Origin of the sequence: Staphylococcus sp. URHA0057 (genome assembly GCF_000620265.1) — a bacterium.
Classification (GTDB): domain Bacteria; phylum Bacillota; class Bacilli; order Staphylococcales; family Staphylococcaceae; genus Staphylococcus; species Staphylococcus pasteuri.
Genome location: NZ_KK211097.1, coordinates 78850 through 104166, shown reverse-complemented (window position 1 = coordinate 104166; position 25317 = coordinate 78850). Strand labels below are relative to the sequence as shown.

The 25317-nt window shown below is 33.3% G+C and carries 26 protein-coding genes and 1 other annotated feature; of the genes, 13 read left to right on the top strand and 13 right to left on the bottom strand.

The annotated features are described in order from the left end of the window. Positions 1-15 precede the first annotated feature (15 nt). The 4 genes from N524_RS0111785 (at position 16) to N524_RS0111770 (ending at position 4840) form a co-directional block, all read left to right on the top strand. The gene (locus tag N524_RS0111785) at positions 16-858 is read left to right on the top strand and encodes an SDR family oxidoreductase (protein WP_029056610.1); all 843 of its coding nucleotides are present in this window, start codon (positions 16-18) and stop codon (positions 856-858) included. A gap of 19 nt (positions 859-877) precedes the next feature. Continuing rightward, on the top strand, positions 878-2686 hold the full coding sequence (gene uidA / locus N524_RS0111780) for a beta-glucuronidase (RefSeq protein ID WP_029056609.1): 1809 nt from the start codon (positions 878-880) through the stop codon (positions 2684-2686). A gap of 575 nt (positions 2687-3261) precedes the next feature. Beyond that, on the top strand, positions 3262-4446 hold the full coding sequence (locus tag N524_RS0111775; RefSeq protein WP_029056608.1) for an acetyl-CoA C-acetyltransferase: 1185 nt from the start codon (positions 3262-3264) through the stop codon (positions 4444-4446). A 139-nt stretch (positions 4447-4585) separates the two neighbouring features. Next, positions 4586-4840, top strand: a complete 255-nt coding sequence (locus N524_RS0111770) for a type II toxin-antitoxin system Phd/YefM family antitoxin (RefSeq protein WP_029056607.1) — start codon at positions 4586-4588, stop codon at positions 4838-4840. A gap of 46 nt (positions 4841-4886) precedes the next feature. On the opposite strand, the gene N524_RS0111765 is transcribed toward N524_RS0111770, so the two are convergent. The 3 genes from N524_RS0111765 to N524_RS0111755 all read right to left on the bottom strand — a co-directional run bounded on the left by N524_RS0111765 (position 4887) and on the right by N524_RS0111755 (position 7378). Continuing rightward, positions 4887-5528: an LPXTG cell wall anchor domain-containing protein gene (locus N524_RS0111765; protein WP_029056606.1), complete on the bottom strand. Its 642-nt coding sequence runs from the start codon at positions 5526-5528 to the stop codon at positions 4887-4889. 199 nt (positions 5529-5727) lie between these two features. Further along, positions 5728-6648, bottom strand: a complete 921-nt coding sequence (locus N524_RS0111760) for a membrane lipoprotein lipid attachment site-containing protein (RefSeq protein ID WP_029056605.1) — start codon at positions 6646-6648, stop codon at positions 5728-5730. Positions 6649-6805: 157 nt separating this feature from the next. Continuing rightward, positions 6806-7378 (bottom strand): LPXTG cell wall anchor domain-containing protein, encoded by a 573-nt coding sequence (locus N524_RS0111755; RefSeq protein WP_029056604.1) that lies wholly within the window; start codon positions 7376-7378, stop codon positions 6806-6808. Between the two features lie 448 nt (positions 7379-7826). Here N524_RS0111755 and N524_RS0111750 point away from each other — a divergent pair, with 448 nt between their 5' ends. Then, on the top strand, positions 7827-8807 hold the full coding sequence (locus N524_RS0111750; protein ID WP_029056603.1) for a tRNA dihydrouridine synthase: 981 nt from the start codon (positions 7827-7829) through the stop codon (positions 8805-8807). A 225-nt stretch (positions 8808-9032) separates the two neighbouring features. Here N524_RS0111750 and N524_RS0111745 read toward each other — a convergent pair whose 3' ends face one another. From N524_RS0111745 to N524_RS13520, 3 genes are all read right to left on the bottom strand, one after another. After that, positions 9033-9761 carry a CHAP domain-containing protein gene (locus tag N524_RS0111745; protein WP_029056602.1) on the bottom strand — a complete coding sequence of 243 codons (729 nt, stop codon included), beginning with the start codon at positions 9759-9761 and terminating at the stop codon, positions 9033-9035. 402 nt (positions 9762-10163) lie between these two features. After that, positions 10164-10448: a hypothetical protein gene (locus N524_RS12955; protein WP_123186392.1), complete on the bottom strand. Its 285-nt coding sequence runs from the start codon at positions 10446-10448 to the stop codon at positions 10164-10166. Positions 10449-10888: 440 nt separating this feature from the next. Further along, positions 10889-10972 (bottom strand): type I toxin-antitoxin system Fst family toxin, encoded by an 84-nt coding sequence (locus tag N524_RS13520; protein WP_225880645.1) that lies wholly within the window; start codon positions 10970-10972, stop codon positions 10889-10891. Between the two features lie 94 nt (positions 10973-11066). On the opposite strand from N524_RS13520, the gene N524_RS0111735 reads away from it, so the two are divergent. Then, a complete protein-coding gene (locus N524_RS0111735; RefSeq protein WP_017637506.1) occupies positions 11067-11273 on the top strand; it encodes a DUF6440 family protein in 207 nt (68 codons plus the stop codon). A gap of 270 nt (positions 11274-11543) precedes the next feature. On the opposite strand, the gene N524_RS0111725 is transcribed toward N524_RS0111735, so the two are convergent. From N524_RS0111725 to N524_RS0111705, 5 genes are read right to left on the bottom strand one after another with little or no spacing between them, the layout of a single operon-like run. Beyond that, positions 11544-12287 carry a cyclase family protein gene (locus tag N524_RS0111725; protein ID WP_029056601.1) on the bottom strand — a complete coding sequence of 248 codons (744 nt, stop codon included), beginning with the start codon at positions 12285-12287 and terminating at the stop codon, positions 11544-11546. A gap of 21 nt (positions 12288-12308) precedes the next feature. Further along, complete coding sequence (gene metE / locus N524_RS0111720) at positions 12309-14555, bottom strand: 5-methyltetrahydropteroyltriglutamate--homocysteine S-methyltransferase (RefSeq protein WP_029056600.1); 2247 nt, start codon at positions 14553-14555, stop codon at positions 12309-12311. Continuing rightward, positions 14552-16390, bottom strand: coding sequence for a bifunctional homocysteine S-methyltransferase/methylenetetrahydrofolate reductase (locus tag N524_RS0111715; RefSeq protein WP_029056599.1), 1839 nt, complete (start codon positions 16388-16390; stop codon positions 14552-14554). The genes metE and N524_RS0111715 overlap by 4 nt, the downstream gene beginning before the upstream one ends. After that, positions 16344-17519 carry a cystathionine beta-lyase MetC gene (gene metC, locus N524_RS0111710; protein ID WP_029056598.1) on the bottom strand — a complete coding sequence of 392 codons (1176 nt, stop codon included), beginning with the start codon at positions 17517-17519 and terminating at the stop codon, positions 16344-16346. The genes N524_RS0111715 and metC overlap by 47 nt, the downstream gene beginning before the upstream one ends. Further along, the gene (locus N524_RS0111705; RefSeq protein WP_029056597.1) at positions 17516-18619 is read right to left on the bottom strand and encodes a PLP-dependent transferase; all 1104 of its coding nucleotides are present in this window, start codon (positions 18617-18619) and stop codon (positions 17516-17518) included. Before N524_RS0111705 ends, metC begins: the two co-directional genes overlap by 4 nt. A gap of 62 nt (positions 18620-18681) precedes the next feature. Next, positions 18682-19060, bottom strand: a binding site (T-box leader). A gap of 256 nt (positions 19061-19316) precedes the next feature. Here N524_RS0111705 and N524_RS0111700 point away from each other — a divergent pair. From N524_RS0111700 to ychF, 4 genes are all read left to right on the top strand, one after another. Further along, positions 19317-20153 (top strand): ParB/RepB/Spo0J family partition protein, encoded by an 837-nt coding sequence (locus N524_RS0111700; protein WP_029056596.1) that lies wholly within the window; start codon positions 19317-19319, stop codon positions 20151-20153. Between the two features lie 131 nt (positions 20154-20284). Further along, positions 20285-21163, top strand: a complete 879-nt coding sequence (locus N524_RS0111695) for a mechanosensitive ion channel family protein (protein ID WP_029056595.1) — start codon at positions 20285-20287, stop codon at positions 21161-21163. A gap of 20 nt (positions 21164-21183) precedes the next feature. Next, a complete protein-coding gene (locus N524_RS0111690) occupies positions 21184-21387 on the top strand; it encodes a DUF951 domain-containing protein (protein ID WP_017637499.1) in 204 nt (67 codons plus the stop codon). An 11-nt stretch (positions 21388-21398) separates the two neighbouring features. Then, complete coding sequence (gene ychF / locus N524_RS0111685) at positions 21399-22496, top strand: redox-regulated ATPase YchF (RefSeq protein ID WP_029056594.1); 1098 nt, start codon at positions 21399-21401, stop codon at positions 22494-22496. A gap of 132 nt (positions 22497-22628) precedes the next feature. Here ychF and N524_RS0111680 read toward each other — a convergent pair whose 3' ends face one another. Then, entirely contained in the window at positions 22629-22820 is a 192-nt protein-coding gene (locus N524_RS0111680; RefSeq protein WP_017637497.1) for a hypothetical protein, read from the bottom strand. Between the two features lie 64 nt (positions 22821-22884). Further along, the gene (locus N524_RS0111675; protein WP_017637496.1) at positions 22885-23706 is read right to left on the bottom strand and encodes a GH25 family lysozyme; all 822 of its coding nucleotides are present in this window, start codon (positions 23704-23706) and stop codon (positions 22885-22887) included. Positions 23707-24084: 378 nt separating this feature from the next. On the opposite strand from N524_RS0111675, the gene rpsF reads away from it, so the two are divergent. The 3 genes from rpsF to rpsR are packed head-to-tail and all read left to right on the top strand — an operon-like array spanning position 24085 to position 25204. After that, entirely contained in the window at positions 24085-24381 is a 297-nt protein-coding gene (rpsF, locus tag N524_RS0111670; RefSeq protein WP_017637495.1) for a 30S ribosomal protein S6, read from the top strand. A 21-nt stretch (positions 24382-24402) separates the two neighbouring features. Then, a complete protein-coding gene (gene ssb, locus N524_RS0111665) occupies positions 24403-24918 on the top strand; it encodes a single-stranded DNA-binding protein (RefSeq protein WP_017637494.1) in 516 nt (171 codons plus the stop codon). Between the two features lie 43 nt (positions 24919-24961). Then, positions 24962-25204, top strand: a complete 243-nt coding sequence (gene rpsR / locus N524_RS0111660) for a 30S ribosomal protein S18 (RefSeq protein ID WP_002451519.1) — start codon at positions 24962-24964, stop codon at positions 25202-25204. Positions 25205-25317 lie beyond the last annotated feature (113 nt).

The following is a 25317-nucleotide window of genomic DNA, read 5'->3' as shown; positions in this document are numbered from 1 at the left end:
AGGAGAAATCAATTTATGAAATTACCTTTCAATATAGATTTAACTAACAAAGTAGTAGTAATTACAGGCGGAACAGGCGTACTTGGAAGTGCGATGTCAACAGCATTAGCACAAAGTGGCGCTAAAGTCGCTATGGTTGGAATTGCAGATGATAATAATGGTTTAGTTGATCAAATCAAAGCATTAGGTGGAGAATCTAAAGTATTTTTAGGAGACGTCACTAAAAAAGCGGACATGGAAAGAGTAAAACAAGAAGTTAATGAAGCTTTCGGTAGCGTTGATATTTTAATCAATGGCGCTGGCGGAAATTCTCCAAAAGGTACAACTGATGATGAACGTTTTGAAGGCCAACTTGATCAAGAAGGTAAGACATTCTTCGACTTAGATGAAAAGAGCGTAGGATTTGTGATGGATCTTAACTTCTTAGGTACATTTATTCCTTCACAAGTATTCGCAACTGATATGTTAGATAAAGAAGAAGCATCAATTATCAACATTTCATCTATGAACGCATTTACACCATTAACTAAAATTCCTGGTTATAGTGGTGCTAAAGCAGCAATTAGTAACTTTACACAATGGTTAAGTGTTTACTTCTCTAAAACTAATATTCGCGTCAATGCGATTGCACCAGGATTTTTATTAACAAAACAAAATGAAGCATTATTATTAAATGAAGACGGAAGTTACACTGATCGCTCTAGAAAAATCATCAATGCGACACCTATGGAGCGCTTTGGTAAACCAGAAGAACTTATTGGTGCATTATTATTCCTAGTAAGCGAAGAAGCATCTAGCTTTATAAATGGTGTAGTATTACCGATTGATGGAGGATTTAACGCATATTCTGGTGTTTAATGAATAGGAGGAGCTTAAGTTGTTATATCCAATATTTACAGAAACAAGACAACTACTTGATTTATGTGGAACATGGAAATTTAAATTAATTCAGCATCAAGAGAAAATTGATGTAAGCCAACCTTTAGATACAGATGAGGTAATGGCTGTTCCCGGTTCATTTAATGATCAAGGTGTGATTCAAACTATTAGAACTCACGTAGGTGATGTATGTTATGAACGCGACATCATTATTCCTAAACATCTAAAAGGTGAACGCATTGTATTAAGATTCGGCTCTGTGACACATCATGCTAAAGTTTATATCGATGGTCAAGAAGTCGTGACACATTCAGGTGGATTCTTACCATTTGAAGCGGATATTTCTGATATCGCTACTGTTGGTGCACACCGTTTAACAGTTGTTGTGAACAATGTTCTGACACACAGTACATTACCTGTAGGAAACTATAGTGAACGTACAGATAAAGACGGCAATGTGACACCTGTCAATGTACCTAACTTTGACTTCTTTAACTACTCAGGTATTCATCGCCCAGTGAAAATTTATTCAACACCTCAAACTTATATTGAGAACATTGTTATTAATCCTGAAGTAAAAAGTGAATCACAAAGTATTGTGAATTACAAAGTGAGCACACAACAACACGGTGATCAAATCGACAAAGTTAAAGTAACTGTTTTAGATGAAGAAGGAACAGTAGTCGCTGAACATGAGGGTACTGAAGGTCAGATTACTATTGAAAATCCACGTCTATGGGAACCATTGAATGCTTATTTATACAATATGAAAGTAGAATTATTAAATGGTACTGAGTGCGTGGATATTTATACTGAACGTTTTGGTATTCGTTCAGTTGAAGTGAAAAACGGTCAATTCTTAATTAATAATAAGCCATTTTACTTTAAAGGATTCGGTAAACACGAAGATACTTTTTATAATGGACGTGGCTTAAATGAATCAGCTAATGTGATGGATATTAACTTGATGAAATGGATTGGCGCAAACTCATTTAGAACATCACACTATCCTTATTCAGAGGAAATGATGCGTCTAGCTGATGAACAAGGTATTGTTGTGATTGATGAAACAACTGGTGTTGGTATTCATCTTAACTTCGCAGTCGAACTTATTGGTGATGCCGAACAACAAGATACGTGGAAAGATATTCAAACACATCAAGCGCACAAAGAAGTGATTGAAGGATTAATTGAAAGAGATAAAAATCACGCATGTGTAGTAATGTGGTCTATTGCGAATGAACCAGCTTCTAATGAAAAAGGTGCGAAAGAATACTTTGAACCATTTATTAACCTAGCAAGAGAAAAAGATCCACAAAATAGACCAGTGACAATTGTTACAATTCTAATGGCGCAACCAGATGTTTGTGAAGTACAAGATTTAGTTGATGTACTTTGTCTCAATAGATATTACGGTTGGTATACACAATCAGGTGATTTAGAAAGTGCTAAAGAAGCATTGGATAAAGAATTATCTGAGTGGTCTAAGCGTCAACCTAATAAACCAATTATGTTTACAGAGTATGGCGCTGATACAGTTGCAGGTATGCATGCGATTGATGATCAAATGTTTACAGAAGAATATCAATTAAGATACTATAAAGCCAATCATGAAGTGATGGATCAATATCCTCAATTTATTGGTGAACAAACATGGAACTTTGCTGATTTTGAAACATCAAATGGTATTATCCGTGTTCAAGGTAATAAAAAAGGTATCTTCACTCGTGATCGTAAGCCAAAAGCTATCGCACATTACTTTAAAGAGCGTTGGCATAATATTCCAGATTTCGGTTATAAATCATAATCGAACTTAAACCCAAACCTTAACGAAGAGGTATAATGTAAGCTAAAAAATATAAAATATAAACAGACCAACATATAAAACCAACTAAAGCCCCCAACTTTAGTTGGTTTATTTTTTATGTACTGTTTTAAATCGACTCTCCTCCCAGGGCACAGTTTCAGCCGGAAATACTACACAGATAAACCCGTGAATATTTCTAGGGTCTACAACTAGTACGGTTCCCTCGGGAGTCTCGCTATAAATATGTCGTATTAGTCTATAGATTTATTTTTAAATACTGAATACTATTTTAATCATTTTAAAGAACTATATGAATTTTCTAGTGTTTCATTTTTAATTATTGTTTTAATTTAAAATAATGATGCTTGTTAATAGGCTCTTTCTGGTAAATGTGAATAAGATTTTGGTAAAATGTCAACAATGAGTAAATAAAAATTTAGTCACTAACTTTTCATGTTAACTCAATTGATGAGTGATTTATCCATGATGTTATGGGTGAGGAAACGTTGATTTATTCATTAATGATGAAAACATGACATACCTATATATAAATGAGAAGGAGATGAATATGTCTTATGTCTAGAATCGTTTTAGCTGAAGCATATCGTACACCAATTGGCGTTTTTGGAGGTGCATTTAAAGACCTACCTGCCTACGAATTAGGAGCAACTTTAATACAACACATTTTAAAAACAACAAATATCGATCCTAAAGAAATTAATGAAGTTATCTTAGGCAATGTTTTACAAGCTGGCCAAGGACAAAACCCTGCACGAATTGCGGCGATGAAAGGTGGCTTACCAGAAACAGTACCATCATTTACAGTTAATAAAGTATGTGGATCAGGTTTGAAATCTATTCAACTTGCGTATCAATCTATTCTAGCTGGCGATAATGAAGTCGTACTCGCAGGCGGTATGGAAAGCATGTCACAATCCCCAATGCTAATGAAAAATGCGCGCTTTGGATTTAAAATGGGGGACCAAAAATTAGTCGATAGTATGGTAGCAGATGGTCTAACGGACGTCTTTAATGACTATCATATGGGTATTACAGCTGAAAACTTAGTCGACAAATATAACATTAGTCGTGAAGCTCAAGATGAATTTGCAGCTCAATCCCAACAAAAAGCAGAAGCAGCACAAAATAGTGGCGCTTTTGACGCAGAGATTGTGCCAGTTGAAGTACCACAACGTAAAGGTGAACCTCTAGTAGTATCTCAAGATGAAGGCGTTCGCAAAGGAACAACAGCGGATAAATTAAGTCATTTAAGACCAGTCTTTAAAAAGGATGGCTCAGTGACTGCAGGTAACGCTTCAGGCATTAATGACGGTGCATCTGTGATGTTAGTGATGACTGAAGATAAAGCTAAAGAATTAAACATCAAACCTATCGCAGTGTTAGATGGTTTCGGTACAAGTGGTGTTGATCCTTCTATTATGGGCATTGGACCAGTTGAAGCGGTAAACAAAGTATTACAACGTACAAATAAATCAATAGATGACATTGATGTATTTGAGTTAAACGAGGCATTTGCATCACAAGCCTTAGCTGTAAATCAAGAACTTCAATTACCTGAAAACAAAGTTAATACAAAAGGTGGCGCAATTGCATTAGGTCATCCTATCGGCGCATCAGGTGCACGTATTTTAGTAACACTTTTACATCAATTAAACGAGGACAAACAAACAGGACTTGCTTCATTATGTATTGGTGGCGGACAAGGTATCGCAACAGTCGTGTCACGTTATCAAGATTAAATAGAGATATCAATTATGGTTTATTAAGGAAATAGGGGGAGAAGATATTTATATGTCCTCTCTCTAAATAGTATTAATAAATTAGAAACACTTTCGTTGAATTTATAATAAAATAAATTTAAACGGAGGTGTTTTTATTATGACCGTAGTTTCTTATTCATATGCTAGAAAAAATTTTAGAAGTCTGATAAATAAAGTGAATACTGATTTAGATTTTGTGACTATTACTACTAATGAACATAATGCTGTATTGATTTCCGAAAATAATTATAATGCCATCATGGAAACATTGTACTTACAACAATCACCGGCCAACGCTAAACATTTAGCTAAATCTATAGCTGATTTAGAACGTGGAAATACTACAGAAATAGATATGGATTCAAATGAATAATAAAAAAGGGAGTATCTATGATTTGAGATACTCCCTTAATTAGTTGTTATTGGTTTTTAGACACACGTCTGAACGTTAATAATGAACCTACAGCTAATAAAATAGCTGCTACTGTTGTAACGAATGTTGTATTAGATTGTCCTGTTTCTGGTAATGCTTTCGCTTGAGATTGTTCTGGAGTATTGCTTTGAGTTGCATCATTACTATTTGTAGCTTGTGTTTGTTGATCGTTTTGTTGAGTATTTACTGTATTGTCAGTCGCTTTTTCTGATTGATTATTGTTTTGAGTAGCTACATTATTGTCAGTCGCTTGTTGTTGGTCATTACTTTTTGAATTATCAAAATCATATTTACCTAATTTATAAAATTCAGCATCAGAATCATCGTTTGATGCTAAAAGACCTGAACCATTTTCTACAGTTCCGTCTTTATATACTCTGATAGCACCACCGCCAACATTAGAAGCATTATGATAATTTAAAAGATAATAGTCTCCTTTATCTTGCGTTTTGTCGAACTTAACTCTGTCAGGATTGCCACCATTATTTTGCCAAACTGATGTAGCAATAGATTGAACGTTATTACCATTTAATTGGTATTCAGATGCATTTGCATCATGTGTATTAACTCCTGTAAATAATAAAGTTCCTGCTAATGTTGTTGCACCTAATATGGTTAATTTTTTCATTTAAAAACACTCCTCTTTATTTTTGTGATTTTTATTTATATTTCACAGTGATGATTAATCGTAAAATATAAATTTAGATAAATAGTTCGTCATGGTTTTTAACCTCCCAATACAGGTTTTTTAAAATGAAATAAGATAATGATTTATAAAATGAAAGACACCATAAATACAGTGATTAATGGTGCCTATACATAGAAGTTTATAAATTGTCGAATGAATGATCTTCTTTGTCTTTCTCTTGTTTGCCAGAATCGGTATCGTTATAATCAATGACTTTAGTTACGTCATCTTTGTCATCTTTAGTGACTTTAGTATTTTTTGGTACTTCAACTAATGTTAATTCTGAAATATATTGATCAATTTTAGGTTGATTGTCATTATCAACATCACTCGTTAATTTCGCAAATCCGGCAAATGTTTTACCTTTATATTCAAATGGCTCGATTTCGTAGTCTGACGATTGAGGGAAGTTACTTTTTAAGCCATCTTCATCAATTTTGTTATGGTTAGATAGCCAATCTGTTTTTTCTTCACTAATGTCACCACTCATATCCATTTCTCTTTGATAATCGGCTAATTGCACGTCTTCTTTGAGAGCGTCACCTTTTTTAGTGTATAAAATAGTTTTCAAATCAGAAGGCTCGTATTTAATGTTGACTTTATTTTGGTCATCATTAATGCCATGATTCATCTCATATTCTGTTAGCTTAGTTAATTTACGGTCAATATCTGAAACATCAGTACTAACGAGTTGATCAAAACTTACTTGATCATTGATTTTGTCGCTATAATTGTAACCTTGTCCGTCTTTAATATAGCCAATATTAGTGATACTGAATTTTTTCAAACTATCTTTTGGATGTTTGATCAAATCATTATTAGATATTTTTTCATTTGGGACACTATCATTTTTTAAAGTAACGATTAATTGTTCTTTTGGATTGTCCAACAGTTCTTTAAGTTGAACACTTTTAGTTGAATGATGTGAACTATCGTTAGTTTGATGTTTGTCTGATTTCGTTTTGTGACTTGAGTTAGACTGACCGTTGTCTTGATGTGATGTACTACAAGCTGTTAATAATAATGTTGCGCCTAATATACTTACTAAAATTCTTTTCACTATAAAAAACATCCTTTTATTATTTTAATGATTATTTGTTTAATATTAAGAGATAAATTAGCGCCCAAAAATGGCAGATGAACTATGAAAAACATAAAGAACAGGGATAAAAAGAGTACAAAGTAATGCTTTGTACTCTAAATTAATCTATATGAACTTATTTATTATTTTTAGAAAAGCGTTTGAATGTTAATAAAGCACCTGCTGCTAACATTACTGCTGCAATCATAGTAACTAAAGTTGTGTTAGATGTTTCACCAGTTTCTGGTAAAGCTTGAGCTTCAGATTGTGCTTGAGTATTGGCTTGAGTTACTGTGTTATCAGTAGCTTGAGCTTGTTGTCCGTTGTTTTGAGCAGCTACAGTATTGTCAGTAGCTTGAGATGATTGATCATTACCTTGTGTATCTTGACCGTTTAAATAAGCTTTACCTTCTGAAGGTATTACAAAATGAACCATTCCGTATTTCTTTTCATAATCTAAATTATGTTGAACGTACTCATTATAACTATTGTCATAGCTATTTACTGCACCAGGTCCGCGACCTTCTCCACCATGACCAGCAAGACGTGATTCTAGTAAACGGTCATGTTGTTTTTGCCATTGATCAGGTGTAGGTAAAGTAACCTTTTGTGTGTCAGCGTGTGCTTCATTTGAATGAGTAGCGCCGACCCCTGTAAATAATAATGCTCCTGCTAAAGTTGTTGCCCCTAAAATTTTAGTTGTTTTCATAAAAATATCTCCCATCTATAATTTTTTGAATATTGCAACTAAATAATAACATAGGCTACTAAATAAAAAAAATAATATTTTTAAAATAATTCTTAGTATTTAGACAATACAAAATAATTGTCATTAAATGTCTATATTATTGGTTGAAGTATATAGTTTTATTTACAAAATCAAGGGGTTAACTTATTTGAAGGATATTTAAACTACGATCAAAAAAATAGGCATTCAGAAATAAGAATATTAGCCTTTAAATGTTAAATTGTATAACTAATAATAGAATAGAGTAGACATTTGTTTTATAATCATATTATTTTTAGACTACCCTTAGACATACTTGGATCAAGTGGGTGACTTGTCTAAATTCCTTTTGTATAAGTTCATGATTTGTGGTAATATCATCATGCATAAAAATACGAGATACTAATAGATAAGAAGGTTTAAATATATTATGAAGGAAAATTTTTGGAGTGAACTACCACGTCCGTTTTTCATTTTAGCTCCTATGGAAGATGTGACGGATATCGTCTTTCGTCATGTCGTGAGTGAAGCGGCTAGACCGGATGTGTTTTTCACTGAATTTACAAACACAGAGAGTTTTTGTCATCCTGAAGGCGTGCATAGTGTTCGTGGACGCTTAACATTTAGTGAAGATGAACAGCCTATGGTTGCACATATATGGGGAGATAAACCCGAGCAATTCCGCGAAACAAGTGTCCGTTTAGCAGAGATGGGCTTTAAAGGTATTGATTTAAATATGGGTTGCCCTGTAGCAAACGTTGCTAAAAAAGGTAAAGGATCTGGCTTAATTTTAAGACCTGAAGTTGCGGCTGAAATTATTCAAGCGACTAAAGAAGGCGGATTACCTGTAAGTGTTAAAACGAGATTAGGTTATTATGAAATTGATGAATGGAGAGATTGGTTGAGACACGTCTTCGAACAAGACATCGCAAATCTTTCTATCCATCTTCGTACACGTAAAGAAATGAGTAAAGTCGACGCACACTGGGAACTCATCGAAGCCATTAAACAATTGCGAAATGAAATTGCACCGAATACATTATTAACAATTAATGGTGATATTCCAGACAGACAAACAGGTCTTGAACTTGCTGAAAAATATGGCGTTGATGGTGTCATGATTGGTAGAGGTATTTTCCACAATCCATTTGCCTTTGAAAAAGAACCACGTGAACATACGAGTAAAGAATTATTAGGATTGTTAAGACTACATTTATCATTATTCCAAAAATATGATAAAGATGAAGCCAAACAATTCAAAAGCTTACGTAGATTCTTCAAAATATACGTAAGAGGTATCAAAGGCGCTAGTCAGTTGAGGCACCAATTGATGGAGACAAAATCGATAGCCGAAGCACGTGAACTGCTTGATGAATTTGAAGCCAATATAGAAGAAGACGTAGAAATTTAAGAAGTGAGATAATGTTGCATCCCAAAGGTTGGACTAAAATCTAACTTTACGGGGTGCATTTGTATGGATAAATATTATAAATTTAAATACACTAAACACCCCTGTTAACCATATGGCTAGCAGGGGTGTTTTTTGGATATTTATCGCATTTTTAATCTCTTTTTATTTATAAGATAAACAGTTAAACATTTTCAGTTATTAAAAACATATGTCGAATTCAAACTTTTATAAGTGGATATAATTGTAAGATTTAGCTTGGCTAGCTGAAATCGTACGAGTGTCTGTTACATAAGGTCCGCCTGAATAGTTCATTTCAGAAACAGTAACGGATCCATCACTACCGACACTTTCTACATAAGCCACGTGACCATAAGTACCTTCAGATGTTTGTAGGATAGAACCTTTTTCAGGACTATTGTCTACAGTATAACCAGAAGATTGTGCTGCACTTGCCCAGTTGTTCGCATTGCCCCATGTACTAGGGATTTTTCCACCAGTTCTATCATAAACGTACCAAGTACATTGTCCAGCAGTGTATAAGTTACCAGATGTAGATGATGTTGTTTGTTTTGAAGTTGATGTAGTTGTAGATGAACTACTTGATGATGAGCTAGAGCTGCTTGAACTTGATGACGAACTATTACTTACTGATGTTGAATTTGATGTGTTGTTATTATGATTGAATGATTGTTGTTTAAACTGAGGTTGTTTATAACCGCTAGATTGATGATTATATTGCGGATGCCATTGACCATTCATTTGATTATAATTTTGATGATTTTGTTGATTAAATTGTCCATTAAACCCTCTAGGTCCTTGTTGATTAAATTGACCTTGTTGTTGAGGTGCTTGATGGTGATTATATTCTGCAGCGTCTGCATGATTAGCATTTATTCCTATTGCTGCTACACCGATGCCTGCTGTTAGAGTTGAAATTGTAACGATTTTTTTCATAATAAATAAGTCCTTCCAAAAATTTGTGATTCTACCATTAATTGAAGTAGCGATAGGTAGAATACACCGTCAGTTTTATTTATATTTTTTCGTCGCTCCCAACGACAAGGTATACTCTAACAGAAGAATTTGAGGTTATGGGTGATGTTACGTTTTCGTAATTGAAATTCAACTCAGTTGCACATCTCCGTAACAAAAGACTTTCCAATATTACTTGCTGTAACAAAACGTGAAGTGTAGATGTTTACTATATTAATTTAATATTTTGGCTTTATTGAATGCGCATTAACATTACAGAAAGTTGTAATAATTGAGAGAGAGGGATTTATGGTTAAAGTGATTAATATGAGTTCTATTATTTCTCAAAATAAAACAAGCACTCGTAGTTGAGTGCTTGTTAATTTATGTGAATAGAATGAATATGACGAATAGAGTAACAATAATAGATATGATGACTTCTTTCCAGTTTTTCTCTAAAGCATATGCCACAATTGATATTAATAATCCGGCAACAATAAAGATGCTCTCTACTGATTTAAAAGGAGAACCTCCATACATAGTATCCAATATGATACGAAGGATAAATATTAATATACCTATAATAATCAATGTCCCACTAGCTATATTCAAGTAAAAGGATAATTTGTTTATATTTGTGTTTTTCTCATCTTTATTAATAGTACTCATATTATCAACTCCAATTAGCATTCTTAAATAAAATTACCAATTCGTTTAAATTTATAGTAACAAAATTTTATGATGTTTTGGAAAAGAATCTGAAAAGGTTAATGATTTTTGTCTAGTCAATTTAACTTGATTAAAAGGGGATTCCAGTTTGGCTTTTAATTAAATACTTTCTTTTGAATATTTAGTCGATATATGAATGCTATTAGTCTATCATTTGCTTATGAATCCAAGGAAAATATTGAATATGCACTTAAGAAAATACGTGAATATGTAGATGGAATCTAAGGGAAATAGAGGGATTCAGTTACTACACACATAATTGTGTTGCATTTCATGGTGTATTATGTTACTATATTATTAACAAATATTTCATTCAAATATGCACCAAATCCCCTAACTACGCCTATAGTTAGGGGATTTTTTAGTGTGGCTAAAATCGCCTATTTATCATTGCGCTTACGTAGCCAATGCGTAAACAAAGCAACGATGCAGCCACTTATCATAGTGGCTTGTTCATAGCATATGCTACTTTTCTTAATGGCAACCAAATTATACGTTTCAAATAATAGTTTAGTGAAATAGATAATTAGAGATTGATAATAAAGGAGGCTTTAATTGATGTTTAATAACAAAAAGAATGATAATCGCTTTAATGTAGAAAATGTCTCTAAGAACTCAAATGTACGTTGTTATGTATTAACTGATAAAGATACGGGCATTCAATATCTTGCGACATGGGTTAGTACAGGCGGTGGCATTACACCTTTATTAGATGAAAACGGTAATGTATCTAAAGTAGACACAACTTCATTGAAAGATGATTAATATACATATTTATTTTTAAAGGAGGTTTTACCTTGTTACCTATGATCATAGGTGGAATAGTAACTATCCTTATTTTAATAAGTATTAGCAAAGTTTTTAATGGCAATGAAAAGTAAAAGACTACATAAAATGATGTAATTATAAATGCAACGGGTAGAGCGCACTTTAAATAGTACGTTACCCGTTGCATGATTTATATTAGGGAGTGTTTTATCGTTATTTTGGATATGTGTCAACGCTCAAGTACAGAATAGGGGGGCTCTATACTTACTAGGGCTTTATCGCAAATGCGCGAACTGGGAAACCAGGTGCGTCTTTAGGTTTAGGGCTGATTGCATAAATGACGGCACCACGTGTAGGTAATTGATCTAGGTTAGTTAATAATTCGACTTGGAATGTATCTTTCCCTAAAACATATCGTTCTCCTACAATATCGCCGTTTTTAGCAATATCAACTGAAGCATCAGTATCAAATGTTTCATGACCAACTGATTTAATATGACGTTCTTCAATTAAGAACTTGAGTGCGTCTAATCCCCAACCAGGTAAATGCTGGTTACCATCTTCATCTTTGTTTTCAAATGCTTCGATATCTGGCCAACGTTTAGACCAATCTGTGCGCAGTGCAACAAATGTGCCGTCTTCAATTTGACCATTTTCAGCTTCCCACTGTTCTAAATGTTTGCGAGTTACAATAAAATCTGGGTTTTCTGCAACTTCTTTTGAAAAATTCAAGACAATCAATGGTAATACTAATTCTTTTAAATCTAATTCTTCAAGATATCTTTGATTTTCAACAAAATGAATAGGTGCATCAATGTGTGTACCATATTGGGTTACAATATTCCATCTTTGCACATAGAAACCATGTTCTTTAACTGTAAATAATGTAGATACTTCACCTTTTTCAAAATCACTGAACCTTGGAATATCAGGGTCGAAAGTATGTGTTAAATCGACCCATGTTGATTCTTTCAATTGATTTAATTGATCCCATAAAGGATAGTTTGTCATAAGCATCACCCTTAATTTATTTTATGCTGTTGTAGCATTATTTTCTTCACGTTTCTTTCTAACAGCGTTAACTAGTACAGTTAATGCTTCTTTAACTTCATCTTCTTTACGTGTTTTTAATCCGCAGTCTGGGTTTACCCAGAATAATGAGCGATCAATTTGTTGTAAAGAACGATTAATAGCAGTGGTAATTTCATTTTCTGTAGGGATACGAGGGCTATGGATATCATATACCCCTAATCCAATACCTAAGTCATAATTGATATCTTCAAAGTCTTTAATCAAATCACCATGACTACGAGATGTTTCAATAGAAATCACGTCTGCATCTAAATCATGGATTGCATGGATGATTTGACCAAATTGAGAATAACACATATGCGTATGAATTTGTGTTTCATCTTTGACGGATGATGTTGCTAATTTAAATGAATGTACGGCATCTTTAAGATATTGTTCATGGTATTCAGAACGAAGCGGTAAACCTTCTCGTAGGGCTGGTTCGTCTACTTGGATTACTTTAATACCATTTTCTTCTAATGCTAATACTTCAGCATCAATAGCTAGGGCGATTTGATCTTGTACTGTTTTGCGTGGGATATCTACACGTTCAAATGACCAGTTTAAAATTGTAACTGGACCAGTAAGCATACCTTTAACCGGCTTATCAGTTAAACTTTGAGCATAAACGGTTTCTTTGACTGTTAATGGTTCAGTCCATTTAACATCACCATAAATAACAGGTGGTTTTACAGCACGTGAACCATATGATTGAACCCAACCAAATTTAGTAACTAAAAATCCTTGTAATTTTTCGCCAAAGAATTCAACCATGTCATTTCGTTCGAATTCACCATGTACAAGTACATCAAGTCCAATATCTTCTTGAATTTTAATCCAACGTGCAATTTCATTTTCTAAAAACTCATTATAAGCTTCATCTGAAATACGATTATTTTTCCAATCAGCACGGAATTTACGAACTTCTCGTGTTTGTGGGAATGAACCGATAGTAGTTGTTGGTAAATCTGGTAAGTTCAATCTTTCGTATTGTGCTTGCTTACGTTGTGAGAATGGTGATTGACGTTGTGTTGGAACACTATCAAAATCATACTCTAAGTTTTTAAATGACTGACTTTGGAATCGTTCATATCGAGATTTAAGTTCATCAAATTTAGTAGTGTCATTGTCGTTAAATACACGACGTAAAGCATCTAATTCATCTAATTTTTCAGTCGCAAAGCTTAAACCTTCAGCGATAGATTCATCTAGCGTTTCGTCATCTAATGAAACAGGGACGTGTAATAATGAAGATGATGGTTGAATAACAATATTTTGTGCGTACTGTTGCAATGTTTCGATAAGTGATTTTTTAGATTCGATATCAGCAGCCCAAACGTTTCGGCCATCGATAATACCTGCGTATAAAGTTTTATTCTTATCAAATTCACCAGCTTTAATTTGTTCTAAGTTGAATCCATGATCATGAACGAAATCTAGTCCTAAACCACCAACTGGTAATGAACTTAAGAATTTAAGATTTACACGTTCAAAATATGTTTGAATAACTAATTTTTCTCCTAAACCTGCTTCTGCAAAATAATCATAGGCTTCTTTAGTAATACTTTCATAACTTTCACTTTCATCTGTAACCAAGACTGGCTCATCAACTTGGATATATTCAGCGCCAGCATCAACAAGTGATTGTAGTACTTCTTTATATAATGGAAGTAACGTTTTTACTTTTTCTTCAAATGATTGGTGACCACCTTTTGATAATTTTACGAAGGTAATCGGTCCTACAATAACAGGGTGCGCATTAACATTAATTGATTGTGCATATTTAAATCGTTCTAATAATACATTATGATTTACTTTTGGTTCTGCGTTATCCCATTCAGGTACAATATAGTGATAATTTGTGTTAAACCATTTGATTAAGGCACTTGCGACATGTTCTTTATTACCACGTGCAATATCAAATAACAAGTCATCGTTGACTTCTCTGCCTTGGAAACGTTCAGGAATGATGTTGAATAATAATGATGTATCTAAGATATGGTCATATAAAGAGAAATCACCTACAGGAATGCTGTCTAAATTATAATTTTTTTGTAGTAAAAGGTTCTCTTTGTGTAAGTCAGTGAGTGTTTGATCTAAAGTTTGTTTATCAATTTTTTGAGCCCAATAGCTCTCGATAGCTTTCTTCCATTCTCTTTTTCTACCTAATCTCGGGAATCCTAAGTTTGATGTTTTAATTGTTGTCATAATATTGCCTCCTTATGAGTGGTAATAGATTTTGAATATGCTGCTAGTTCTAATGAATAATCGACCTTTTGAAAAGGTGTGATAATGTACAATCCATTAAAGTATTCATGTACCGTGTCGATAAGTTCCTTAGAAAGTCTAAGGCTAAGTTCTTTTGTTTTTTCTTTATCATCTTTAACTGCTTTGAATTGATTAAGTACATCTTCTGACATTTTTATGCCAGGTACTTCGTTGTGTAAAAATAGAGCATTGTTATAACTTGCGATTGGCATAATACCTATAAAGAAAGGTGTGTTTAAGTGTTTCGTAGCTTCATAGACCTGTTTAATCTTTTCTTTACTATATACAGGTTGTGTTATGAAATAGCTCATGCCACTTGCTACTTTCTTTTCAAGGCGTTTAACTGCTCCATCAAGTTTTCTTACATTCGGATCAAATGCTCCGGCGATGTTAAAGTTCGTATGTTTCTTCAGCGCATCACCATCTGTGTTAATACCTTGGTTAAAGCGAAGTGCGATTTCTGTTAAACCTTTTGAGTTAACATCATAGACATTAGTTGCTCCTGGTAAATGACCGACTTTGGAAGGATCACCTGTAATGGCTAAAATTTCATTTACGCCAATTAATGACAGGCCTAATAGATGAGATTGTAAGCCTATTAGATTTCGGTCACGACAAGTAATATGAACTAGCGGTTCAATGTTGAATCGTTGTTTGATAATACTTGCAGCAGCAATGTTACTAACACGGACAGTAGCTAATGAATTATCTGCTAGAGTGACAGCATCAATATCGGCATCATCTAGTTTGCCAATATTATTAAAGAATTGTTCAGTGTCTAAGTGTTTAGGTGTATCAAGTTCGACTATAACTGTAGGTCCTTGTTTCACCTTTGAAGTCAGAGACTGTTTGAAACTAATATCTTTCTCGCGATTAACTTTCTTATGAATTGGTATAACGTTTTTATGATTGACCGGTTTTAAATTAGACACGGATGTTTTAATGTAATTAATATGTTCAGGAGTGGTGCCACAACAACCACCTATTAATCTCACACCTTCGTGAATTAATTCTTGAGCTATATCACCAAAATATTGAGCGTTATCACTATATTTGAATTCACTATTCTTAATATCTAATAAGCTTGCGTTTGGATAGCAGGAAAGAAAAGCATTATTAGGTAATTCAATATGTGAAAATGAACGTTGCATATGATGTGGACCGTGATGACAATTGAGTCCTACAATATCTGCACCACATTCTACAAGATGTTTTAACGCATCGTTGATAGGTGTTCCATCTACCAAATAATTTGTATTTGAAGCGGTCAATTGCGCTACGATTGGAATGTCATATTTTCTTTTAGTAGAAACGATAATGCCTGTTAATTCTTCTAAATCATAATAAGTTTCGAATAATAGGGCATCTACACCTTCATCTACTAAAGTATCTATTTGATTTTCCGTGTGATATTGAATTGTTGAAAGACTTAATTCATCTTGTTTAACACCTCTAAAGCCACCCACTGTTCCTAATATGAAAGTGTCATTGTTTGCGGCTTTTTTAGCAATTTGGACAGCGGCTTTGTGAATTTCTTTAACTTTATGTTCTAAACCAAAGACTTTTAACTTTTCAAAATTGGCTCCATACGTATTGGTTTGAATAACATCAGCGCCAGCTTCTATATAGGATCGATGGATACGTTCAACCTTTTCAGGATGCGTTAAGTTATAAGCTTCAGGGCAGGTGTCCAAGCCTTCGGAATAAAGAATAGTTCCCATTGCACCGTCAGCTACTAAAACGTTGTTCTGTAATTTCTTCAGAAATTGACTCATTAAATGCCTCCTTTAAAGCGTAGTTGATGTCAGCAATGAGTTCATCCGGATTTTCTAATCCTACGCTTAAGCGGAATAATCCAAATGTAATACCTCTTTCGTTTCTAATATTTTCTGGTATTGCTGCATGTGACATGGTGGCAGGATGAGATAATATCGTCTCAACACCGCCTAAACTAACTGACACGAGTGGGATAGTAAGGGCATCTACAAATGCTTGGGCTTTTGTTTCATCTTTTAACCTAAAGCCAATAACCGCTCCACCGGTCTTAGCTTGTTTGAGATGTATTTTGTTATTTCCTGGGTAATATACTTCTGATATTTCATTTCTTTGACTTAAAAATGTTACTAGTTGTTCTGCATTTGCTACAGATTGTCTGAATCTGACAGGAAATGTTTTAAGATGTTTGGCTAATGTCCAACTATCATATGAAGATAAGGCATTTCCAGTACCATTTTGTATTAAATATAATGCGTCAGCTACATCTTCACGATTAGTGATGACCGCACCAGCAAGTAGGTCGCTATGTCCACCTAAAAACTTAGTTGCACTATGAATGACAATATCTGCACCAAGTTCTAGAGGAGATTGGCCTAGTGGTGTCATAAATGTATTGTCAACTGCTAGTAATAATTGATGTGTTTTAGCTATTTTTGCAACGGCTCTTATATCTGTCACTTTAAAACAGGGGTTAGATGGTGTTTCTACATAAATTAACTTTGTATTAGGTTGAACAGCTTTTTTAATATTTTCTGAATGCGTAGCGTCTACTGTTGTAAATTCGATATTAAATCGTTTTAAAATATCTTCTGTTAAGCGAAAAGTACCACCATATACATCATTAGGTAATATGACATGGTCACCAGTTTTTAAAGTAAGTAAAACTGCAGATATTGCTGCTATGCCAGAAGCAAAAGCATATCCATATTTTCCATTTTCTAAGTGTGCCAATTTTTCCTCTAAAATTGTTCTGTTTGGGTTACCACTTCTTGCATAGTCATATAGTTGATTGCCACCAAGTTGATCTTGGTGAAATGTTGATGAATCATAGTAAGGTGGATTTGCTGAAATATAATCTTTTCCGCGTCGTTCATCAAAAATCACTTCAGTATCTATTGATAAATTCATGAAATCACTCCTAATTTTGAATGCGCTAAAGCTTGAATAATATCTGCTTCAATATCGTTATAATCTTCTATTCCGACTGATAATCTAATTAACTGTTCATCGATACCACGTTTATCTTTCTCTACGTCAGGCATGTCAACGTGAGTTTGGGTATAGGGGAATGTAATAAATGTTTCAGTACCGCCTAAGCTTTCAGCAAAGATGCAAATATCTAAATTTTCCAAAAATTTAGGGACGCTAAACGCCTTATTGAGGCGTAAACTTAACATTCCAGTGCGACCACTATATAGTACTTCATCAATTGCTTCTAATTCCTGACATTTAGTAGCTAACTTTTTAGCGTTTTCTTGAGAACGATCAATACGAAGATGTAGTGTTTTAAGCCCTCTTTGTAATAAATAACTGTCTAAAGGTGAAAGGGTAGCACCTATCATATTATGAAATTGTCCTAGTTCTTCAGCTAAACTTTCATCTTTAACTGTTACTACACCAGCTAAAACATCATTGTGTCCGCCTATATATTTGGTTGCTGAATGTAAAACAATATCAGCGCCTTCTTCTAATGGTGTTGATAGGTATGGCGTTAAAAACGTATTATCAATGATTGTCAGTAAATGACGTTGTTTACTTAATACGTAATACGGTGTGACATCAATATCTATCATTTGCGGATTTGAAATAGGTTCAATGAAAAGTGCTTTTGTTTGTGGTGTAATTGCCTTTTCAACTTCTTCATAATTTAGAAAATCAACGTATTTAAACTTCACGCCATATTGTTGTTCATAGAAATCAAATAATCTAAAAGTACCTCCGTATAAATCAAAAGCGACTAAGACTTCATCTCCTGGTTTGAATAAATTACAAACTAATTGAATCGCAGCCATTCCACTAGATGTTGCAAATGATGCAACACCTTTCTCTAATTTGGCGAATGATTCTTCAAATGCTGAGCGAGTAGGATTTTTAGTTCTTGTATAGTCATAACCTGTTGACTGACCTAGTTGAGGATGTTGGTAAGCAGTTGATAAATATATTGGATTTGCGATAGCTCCTGTATGATCTTTAGTTAAAGCTATTTGTGCTAGTTCTGTATCCTTCATTACTAGACCCTCCTTAATTAAAATAAAAAAGCTTCCGTCCTTTAAACCCGATAGATTCGGATGTAAAGGACGAAAGCTTTAGTTTCGTGGTACCACCTTTGTTTGCTACTTTATTGCTAAAGTAACCTCTATCAGTACACCATATTGCTAAAATAAGAGGCACTGATAAATAATAAGAATCACAAAATTATCATTAAAAAAACTCATTAATTCAAACTGAAGAAATGAGTATTAACGATAAAATGTGCGTCTAGAAATTCCAGTACGCCATTTAACAAAATGTTAATACTGTATCGCTATAACGGGCGAACCCGTTGATACCTCGTATTGGCATCAACACTCCAAGGCCATTTTCAAACTTTCTTTCAATATCTTCTCTCAGCTTGTGAAGATTCTCTGTATAAGCAGTGTAAGTTTTACTTTCCTTTTTATAGTGTGTAAAATGTTTCGTTTTGTAATTGTTAATACATAGCTTACATATAGTAGAATCATTTGTCAACAATTTTTCTGAAAATTTAGATTAAAAAATAAATTCTGATATTAATGTTACGCTGATGACATAGTTAAACAATATGAAAAGAATTTCTTGTAAGTTATCATTACTACTTGTGAAAAAAGATGTAAATTTTTAAAATGAATAGAGATACGATATACATCAATATCAAAGCGTTAAATTCATATAGAAAGATGTGAAAAAATGGCTCATCAAGAAGATCAAAGATTAAAATTAAACAAAGATGAACATATACATTCCGTTTCATTAGCATTAATCAAAGCTAATCCTTATCAACCGAGAAAAACATTTGATGAGTATAAATTAAATGATTTGGCACAATCGATAAAACAACATGGTGTATTACAACCTATTGTTTTAAGAAAAACTGTTCAAGGTTACTATATTGTTGTAGGTGAGAGACGTTTTAGAGCATCTAAACAATTAGGTTTAACTGAAATTCCTGCAATTGTTAAAGATTTATCTGATGAAGATATGATGGAATTAGCCATCATTGAGAATTTACAACGAGAAGATTTAAACGCGATTGAAGAAGCTGAAAGTTATAAGAAACTTATGGAAGATTTAAATATAACACAACAAGAAGTAGCTCAACGACTTGCTAAATCACGTCCATATATTGCTAACATGTTGCGGTTATTAAAACTTCCTACTGATGTTGCTAAGATGGTGAGAAATGGTGAGTTATCTGGAGCCCATGGACGTACACTATTAGGTTTAAAATCTCCTCAAAAAATGAAAACAGTAGCTAAAAAAGCAGCTAAAGAATCATGGAGCGTAAGATACTTAGAAAGTTATATCAATGATTATTTAAACCAAAACTCCACAAAGATAAATACAGACGAACCTAAATTAAACAAACCTAAATTTATTCAAAAACAAGAAAGAGAACTAAAAGAACAATATGGTGCTAAAGTTGATATATCAACTAAAAAGAGTGTTGGAAAAATTACATTTGAATTCAAATCAGAAGAAGAATTTAAGTTGTTAATTAAACAACTTAATCAAAATTTTGAGTAATCGTAATGATTAAAATAATATAAACAGCAATATATTAGTAGCTTATAAAACCGTAGACCGATTAAAAAATCGTGATTTTAAGATATAATGATTTAATTATGAAATGATTGAGATGAGGAGGTAATTACACAATGAATCAGGTCAAACATATCCTTTCTTCTTTATTAGAACCACTTACAAAAGTAGAAACATATGAAAACTTAGCTATTAAAATTATTACAATTTTGATTTATATTGTAGCTGCTATTATTGTAATAAGTATTTTGAACAAAGTTATAGAACAAGGATTTAAAATTCAAAACAAAAGTAAAAAAGGAAATAAAAAACGTTCCAATACATTAATATCACTCGTACAAAATGTAGTTAAATATATAGTATGGTTTATTGTTATTACTACAATTTTAAGTAAATTTGGTATCAGTGTTGAAGGCATTATAGCTAGTGCTGGTGTAGTAGGACTAGCAGTTGGTTTTGGTGCGCAAACAATAGTTAAAGATATCATAACTGGATTTTTTATTATATTTGAAAATCAATTTGATGTTGGTGACTATGTTAAAATTAATAGCGGTGGTACTACAGTCGCTGAGGGAACTGTAAAATCTATCGGGCTTAGATCAACGCGTATTAATACAATTTCTGGTGAATTAACAATCTTGCCAAATGGTAGTATGGGTGAAATTACTAACTTTTCTATTACTAATGGTACATCCATTGTAGCTATACCAGTTTCAGTAGAAGAAAATTTAGATCACGTTGAGAAAGAGTTAAATAAATTATTCCAATCACTTAGAAGTAAGTATTACTTATTTGTGAGTGATCCAGTAGTAGAAGGTATTGATTCTATAGACAATAATAAAGTTACTATTAGAATTTCTGCTGAAACAATACCAGGCGAAGGTGCATCTGGAGAAAGAATTATTAGAAAAGAAGTACAACGATTATTTGTTAGAGAAAATATTAAGATGCCTAAACCTATTTTTGCCCCATACGATGAGCAAAAACGTGGCTAGTTATCATTGGAGGTAATTTCATGACGTCAAATTACGGAATAAATGATATAGTAGAAATGAAAAAACAACATGCATGTGGAACAAATCGTTTTAAAATCATAAGAATGGGCGCTGATATAAGAATTAAATGTGAAAATTGTCATCGTAGTATTATGATTCCACGTCAGACGTTTAATAAAAAATTAAAGAAAATTTTAGTATCCAATCAAGATACAGAAAGTTAGGAGAATGATTAATGGCTTTAACAGCAGGTATTGTAGGTTTACCAAACGTAGGGAAGTCTACACTTTTTAATGCAATTACTAAAGCGGGGGCTTTAGCGGCGAACTACCCATTCGCAACAATTGATCCAAACGTAGGAATCGTAGAAGTTCCGGATTCACGTTTGTTAAAATTAGAAGAAATGGTTCAACCTAAGAAAACGATTCCGACAACATTCGAATTCACGGATATTGCTGGTATTGTTAAAGGTGCGTCAAAAGGTGAAGGTCTAGGAAATAAATTCTTATCACACATTAGAGAAGTAGATGCAATTTGCCAAGTTGTACGTGCGTTTGATGATGAAAATGTTACTCACGTTTCTGGACAAGTAAATCCATTAGATGACATTGAAGTTATCAACATGGAATTAGTATTAGCAGATTTAGAATCAGTAGAGAAACGCTTACCTAAGATTGAAAAAATGGCTCGACAAAAAGATAAAACAGCGGAAATGGAATTACGCATTTTATCAAAAATCAAAGAAACGTTAGAAGAAGGTAAACCAGTTCGTAGTATTGAATTCAATGATGAAGATCAAAAATGGGTTAACCAAGCACAATTATTAACATCTAAAAAAATGTTATATATTGCTAATGTTGGTGAAGATGAAATTGGCGATGAAGAAAACGATAAAGTTAAAGCAATTCGTGATTATGCTGCACAAGAAGATTCTGAAGTAATTGTAATTAGTGCGAAAATCGAAGAAGAAATAGCAACATTAGATGACGAAGATAAAGAAATGTTCTTAGAAGATTTAGGTATCGAAGAACCAGGATTAGATCGTTTAATTCGTACAACTTATGATTTATTAGGATTATCAACATACTTCACTGCTGGTGTACAAGAAGTACGTGCATGGACATTCGTACAAGGAATGACAGCACCCCAATGTGCCGGAATTATTCATACTGACTTCGAACGTGGTTTCATTCGTGCAGAAGTAACAAGTTATAGTGATTACGTTGAACATGGTGGAGAACATGGTGCTAAAGAAGCGGGTAGACAACGCTTAGAAGGTAAAGATTATATCATGCAAGATGGCGACATTGTCCACTTCAGATTTAATGTATAAACGTTAAATAATAGGGATTATAACTACTCTAGAATATCTAGAGTAGTTTTTTAATATTAAAAAAAGCAATGTAGTGCTAGGTCGGAGTTGCTTAGTGACAGACTACATTGCTTGATTTAAAGATAATTTATTTTAAAAGAAAGGAATAGTTTCGCTTGCTTTAATAATATCTGTTGTTCTAAAAAATTGTTTACCTTCACCAGTATAGGCAGGCTCTAAAATCATATTTGCTTTAGCATTATACAACCATTCTGGGTGTAAACCACAATTTAATATATCTTGAAACTCTTGAAAGTCTTTATCCCAATCTAAATTCAATTTCATGTTTAACACCTCAACATTATTATAGAACAAGTGTTCGTATTTGTGAAGTGCTTTTTATAAAAATTTACGATGTAAACCAGTTTGTGTTTACGTTTGAATCTACATAGTTAGCATCTACGTTCTGGTTTAACTCTGGTGAGTAGAAGCTATCAGTATATTGCCAAAGTACTTTTTCGCGAGTTGGTTCTTGAGCTTGATATGACGCTAACCAGTAACCATCGTATGAACTAACGGCATTTGCCACATTGTTTACCATAAAATTCTCATAAGAGTAGAATAGAACTTTTTTATCGCCAGCTAATTTTTTCATTTGGTTAGCCCATGCTATTGTGGCGGTATTAGCATCGCCAGAAGTAACAGTTTGTTGTTCGTAGTCATTAACATAAAATTCAGCTTTTGGCGCACGATTATATAACATTTTCGCTTCGTAGCGAGCATCGTCAGCATTTTCATACATACTATACGAATAAACACCAAACTTCATATTGTTCTTATCTAATAGTTCAGAATTATGTTGTAAACATTTATCGACATATTCAGATCCGTATTGTCCTCGAATGATTATAAAGTCATACTTTTTCTTTAATTGTTTGACTTGAGCGTCAGTCAAATTACCTTGCCATTCAGAAATATCTAATACTCGCTCACCATTATTTGTTGTTGCTGCACGAGATTTAGTTGAAAAAGTAGAACGATTTTGTGTTTTATTTTCAGCTTTTTCTGGATGTTTTTTCATATATTGTTGATAACCATAACCCATTGTGCCTTTTTCATTTTTATTGTCATCAGTATTTTTTGAATTTTCGTCAGCGTATGATAAATTGATACCTGAAATTGTAGTTAACATCGATGCGGCTAACACCGAGTATGATACTTTCTTTAACATATATGTACTCCTTTGTTTATAAAAATTAAATGCAATTAAATTAAAAACGTAACAATGATATTATTACAATTAAATTCTATTTACAATGATGAAAATTGCACAATATACCGATAGATTTTACTATGTAGATTAATGTTTATTTTTATAAAAAGTTATTAAAAAATTTATGCAAAAATAAGTGTGCGAACATTCTAAATTAATGGATAACTGTCAGTTACTAAGTTAATGATAATTTTTGAGGACTATGTATTATTAAATATGATTGTAAAAAGTAATACTCTGTGCTATAATTCTTGATTGTGAGTAATGAAAATTATTCCTTGCTTATCACAAAAATGATGGTAAGCCGTATAGACCACAAGGAGGTGCAAATATACAATGAGAACATATGAAATTATGTACATCGTACGTCCAAACATTGAAGAAGATGCGAAAAAAGCAGTTGTAGAACGCTTTAACGGTATCTTAGCTTCAGAAGGATCAGAAGTTTTAGAAGTAAAAGACTGGGGTAAACGTCGCCTAGCTTATGAAATCAATGATTTCAAAGAAGGTTTCTATAACATCGTACGTATCAAATCAGATAACAATAGAGCTACTGACGAATTCCAACGTTTAGCTAAAATCAATGACGATATCATTCGTTACATCGTTATCCGTGAAGACCAAGATAAGTAATAATTGGACGGGGGCGTTTAAATGATAAATAGAGTTGTATTAGTAGGTCGTTTGACGAAAGATCCAGAATACAGAACCACTCCCTCAGGCGTAAGTGTAGCGACATTTACTCTAGCAGTTAATCGTACTTTCACGAATGCTCAAGGGGAACGCGAAGCAGATTTCATTAACTGTGTTGTTTTCAGAAGACAAGCAGAAAATGTAAATAACTACTTATCTAAAGGTAGTTTAGCTGGCGTTGATGGTCGCATACAGTCACGTAGTTATGAAAATCAAGAAGGTCGTCGTATCTTTGTAACTGAAGTCGTTTGTGACAGTGTTCAATTCCTTGAACCTAAGAATTCACAAAACGGCGGTGGCCAACGTTCACAAAACAACGAATTCCAAGACTACGGTCAAGGATTCGGTGGTCAACAATCAGGACAAAATACTTCGTATAACAACAATTCATCTAAATCTAATTCAAATCAATCAGATAACCCATTTGCAAATGCAAACGGACCTATTGATATTAGTGATGATGATTTACCATTCTAAAAAATAACTAATTAAAAAATAAATTAAAAGGAGGCAGTTAACCATGGCAGGTGGACCAAGAAGAGGCGGACGTCGTCGTAAAAAAGTATGCTATTTCACAGCAAATGGTATTACTCATATCGATTATAAAGACACTGAATTATTAAAACGTTTTATCTCAGAACGCGGTAAAATTTTACCACGTCGTGTAACTGGTACTTCAGCTAAATATCAACGTATGTTGACAGCTGCTATCAAACGCGCACGTCATATGGCTTTATTACCATATGTTAAAGAAGAACAATAATATATAATTTATTGTCAAACCCCGTAAGTATAGGCTTACGGGGTTATTTTTGTGTTTTTTAAAACTAGAGATAAGGCAATGTACGAATGATTTAGAAAAGATAGGTAAGCAAT

What these genes read in the sequence shown, in the direction of transcription:
- rpsR (WP_002451519.1), top strand. Translation starts at nt 24,962, where the DNA reads ATGGCAGGTGGACCAAGAAGAGGCGGACGTCGTCGTAAAAAAGTATGC.
- N524_RS0111705 (WP_029056597.1), bottom strand. Translation starts at nt 18,619, where the DNA reads ATGAAGGATACAGAACTAGCACAAATAGCTTTAACTAAAGATCATACA.
- ychF (WP_029056594.1), top strand. Translation starts at nt 21,399, where the DNA reads ATGGCTTTAACAGCAGGTATTGTAGGTTTACCAAACGTAGGGAAGTCT.
- metC (WP_029056598.1), bottom strand. Translation starts at nt 17,519, where the DNA reads ATGAATTTATCAATAGATACTGAAGTGATTTTTGATGAACGACGCGGA.
- N524_RS0111715 (WP_029056599.1), bottom strand. Translation starts at nt 16,390, where the DNA reads ATGAGTCAATTTCTGAAGAAATTACAGAACAACGTTTTAGTAGCTGAC.
- N524_RS0111700 (WP_029056596.1), top strand. Translation starts at nt 19,317, where the DNA reads ATGGCTCATCAAGAAGATCAAAGATTAAAATTAAACAAAGATGAACAT.
- N524_RS12955 (WP_123186392.1), bottom strand. Translation starts at nt 10,448, where the DNA reads ATGAGTACTATTAATAAAGATGAGAAAAACACAAATATAAACAAATTA.
- N524_RS0111775 (WP_029056608.1), top strand. Translation starts at nt 3,262, where the DNA reads ATGTCTAGAATCGTTTTAGCTGAAGCATATCGTACACCAATTGGCGTT.
- N524_RS0111680 (WP_017637497.1), bottom strand. Translation starts at nt 22,820, where the DNA reads ATGAAATTGAATTTAGATTGGGATAAAGACTTTCAAGAGTTTCAAGAT.
- N524_RS0111690 (WP_017637499.1), top strand. Translation starts at nt 21,184, where the DNA reads ATGACGTCAAATTACGGAATAAATGATATAGTAGAAATGAAAAAACAA.
- N524_RS0111750 (WP_029056603.1), top strand. Translation starts at nt 7,827, where the DNA reads ATGAAGGAAAATTTTTGGAGTGAACTACCACGTCCGTTTTTCATTTTA.
- N524_RS0111745 (WP_029056602.1), bottom strand. Translation starts at nt 9,761, where the DNA reads ATGAAAAAAATCGTTACAATTTCAACTCTAACAGCAGGCATCGGTGTA.
- N524_RS0111675 (WP_017637496.1), bottom strand. Translation starts at nt 23,706, where the DNA reads ATGTTAAAGAAAGTATCATACTCGGTGTTAGCCGCATCGATGTTAACT.
- N524_RS0111770 (WP_029056607.1), top strand. Translation starts at nt 4,586, where the DNA reads ATGACCGTAGTTTCTTATTCATATGCTAGAAAAAATTTTAGAAGTCTG.
- rpsF (WP_017637495.1), top strand. Translation starts at nt 24,085, where the DNA reads ATGAGAACATATGAAATTATGTACATCGTACGTCCAAACATTGAAGAA.
- N524_RS0111765 (WP_029056606.1), bottom strand. Translation starts at nt 5,528, where the DNA reads ATGAAAAAATTAACCATATTAGGTGCAACAACATTAGCAGGAACTTTA.
- N524_RS0111695 (WP_029056595.1), top strand. Translation starts at nt 20,285, where the DNA reads ATGAATCAGGTCAAACATATCCTTTCTTCTTTATTAGAACCACTTACA.
- N524_RS0111785 (WP_029056610.1), top strand. Translation starts at nt 16, where the DNA reads ATGAAATTACCTTTCAATATAGATTTAACTAACAAAGTAGTAGTAATT.
- N524_RS0111735 (WP_017637506.1), top strand. Translation starts at nt 11,067, where the DNA reads ATGTTTAATAACAAAAAGAATGATAATCGCTTTAATGTAGAAAATGTC.
- ssb (WP_017637494.1), top strand. Translation starts at nt 24,403, where the DNA reads ATGATAAATAGAGTTGTATTAGTAGGTCGTTTGACGAAAGATCCAGAA.
- N524_RS0111755 (WP_029056604.1), bottom strand. Translation starts at nt 7,378, where the DNA reads ATGAAAACAACTAAAATTTTAGGGGCAACAACTTTAGCAGGAGCATTA.
- N524_RS0111725 (WP_029056601.1), bottom strand. Translation starts at nt 12,287, where the DNA reads ATGACAAACTATCCTTTATGGGATCAATTAAATCAATTGAAAGAATCA.
- metE (WP_029056600.1), bottom strand. Translation starts at nt 14,555, where the DNA reads ATGACAACAATTAAAACATCAAACTTAGGATTCCCGAGATTAGGTAGA.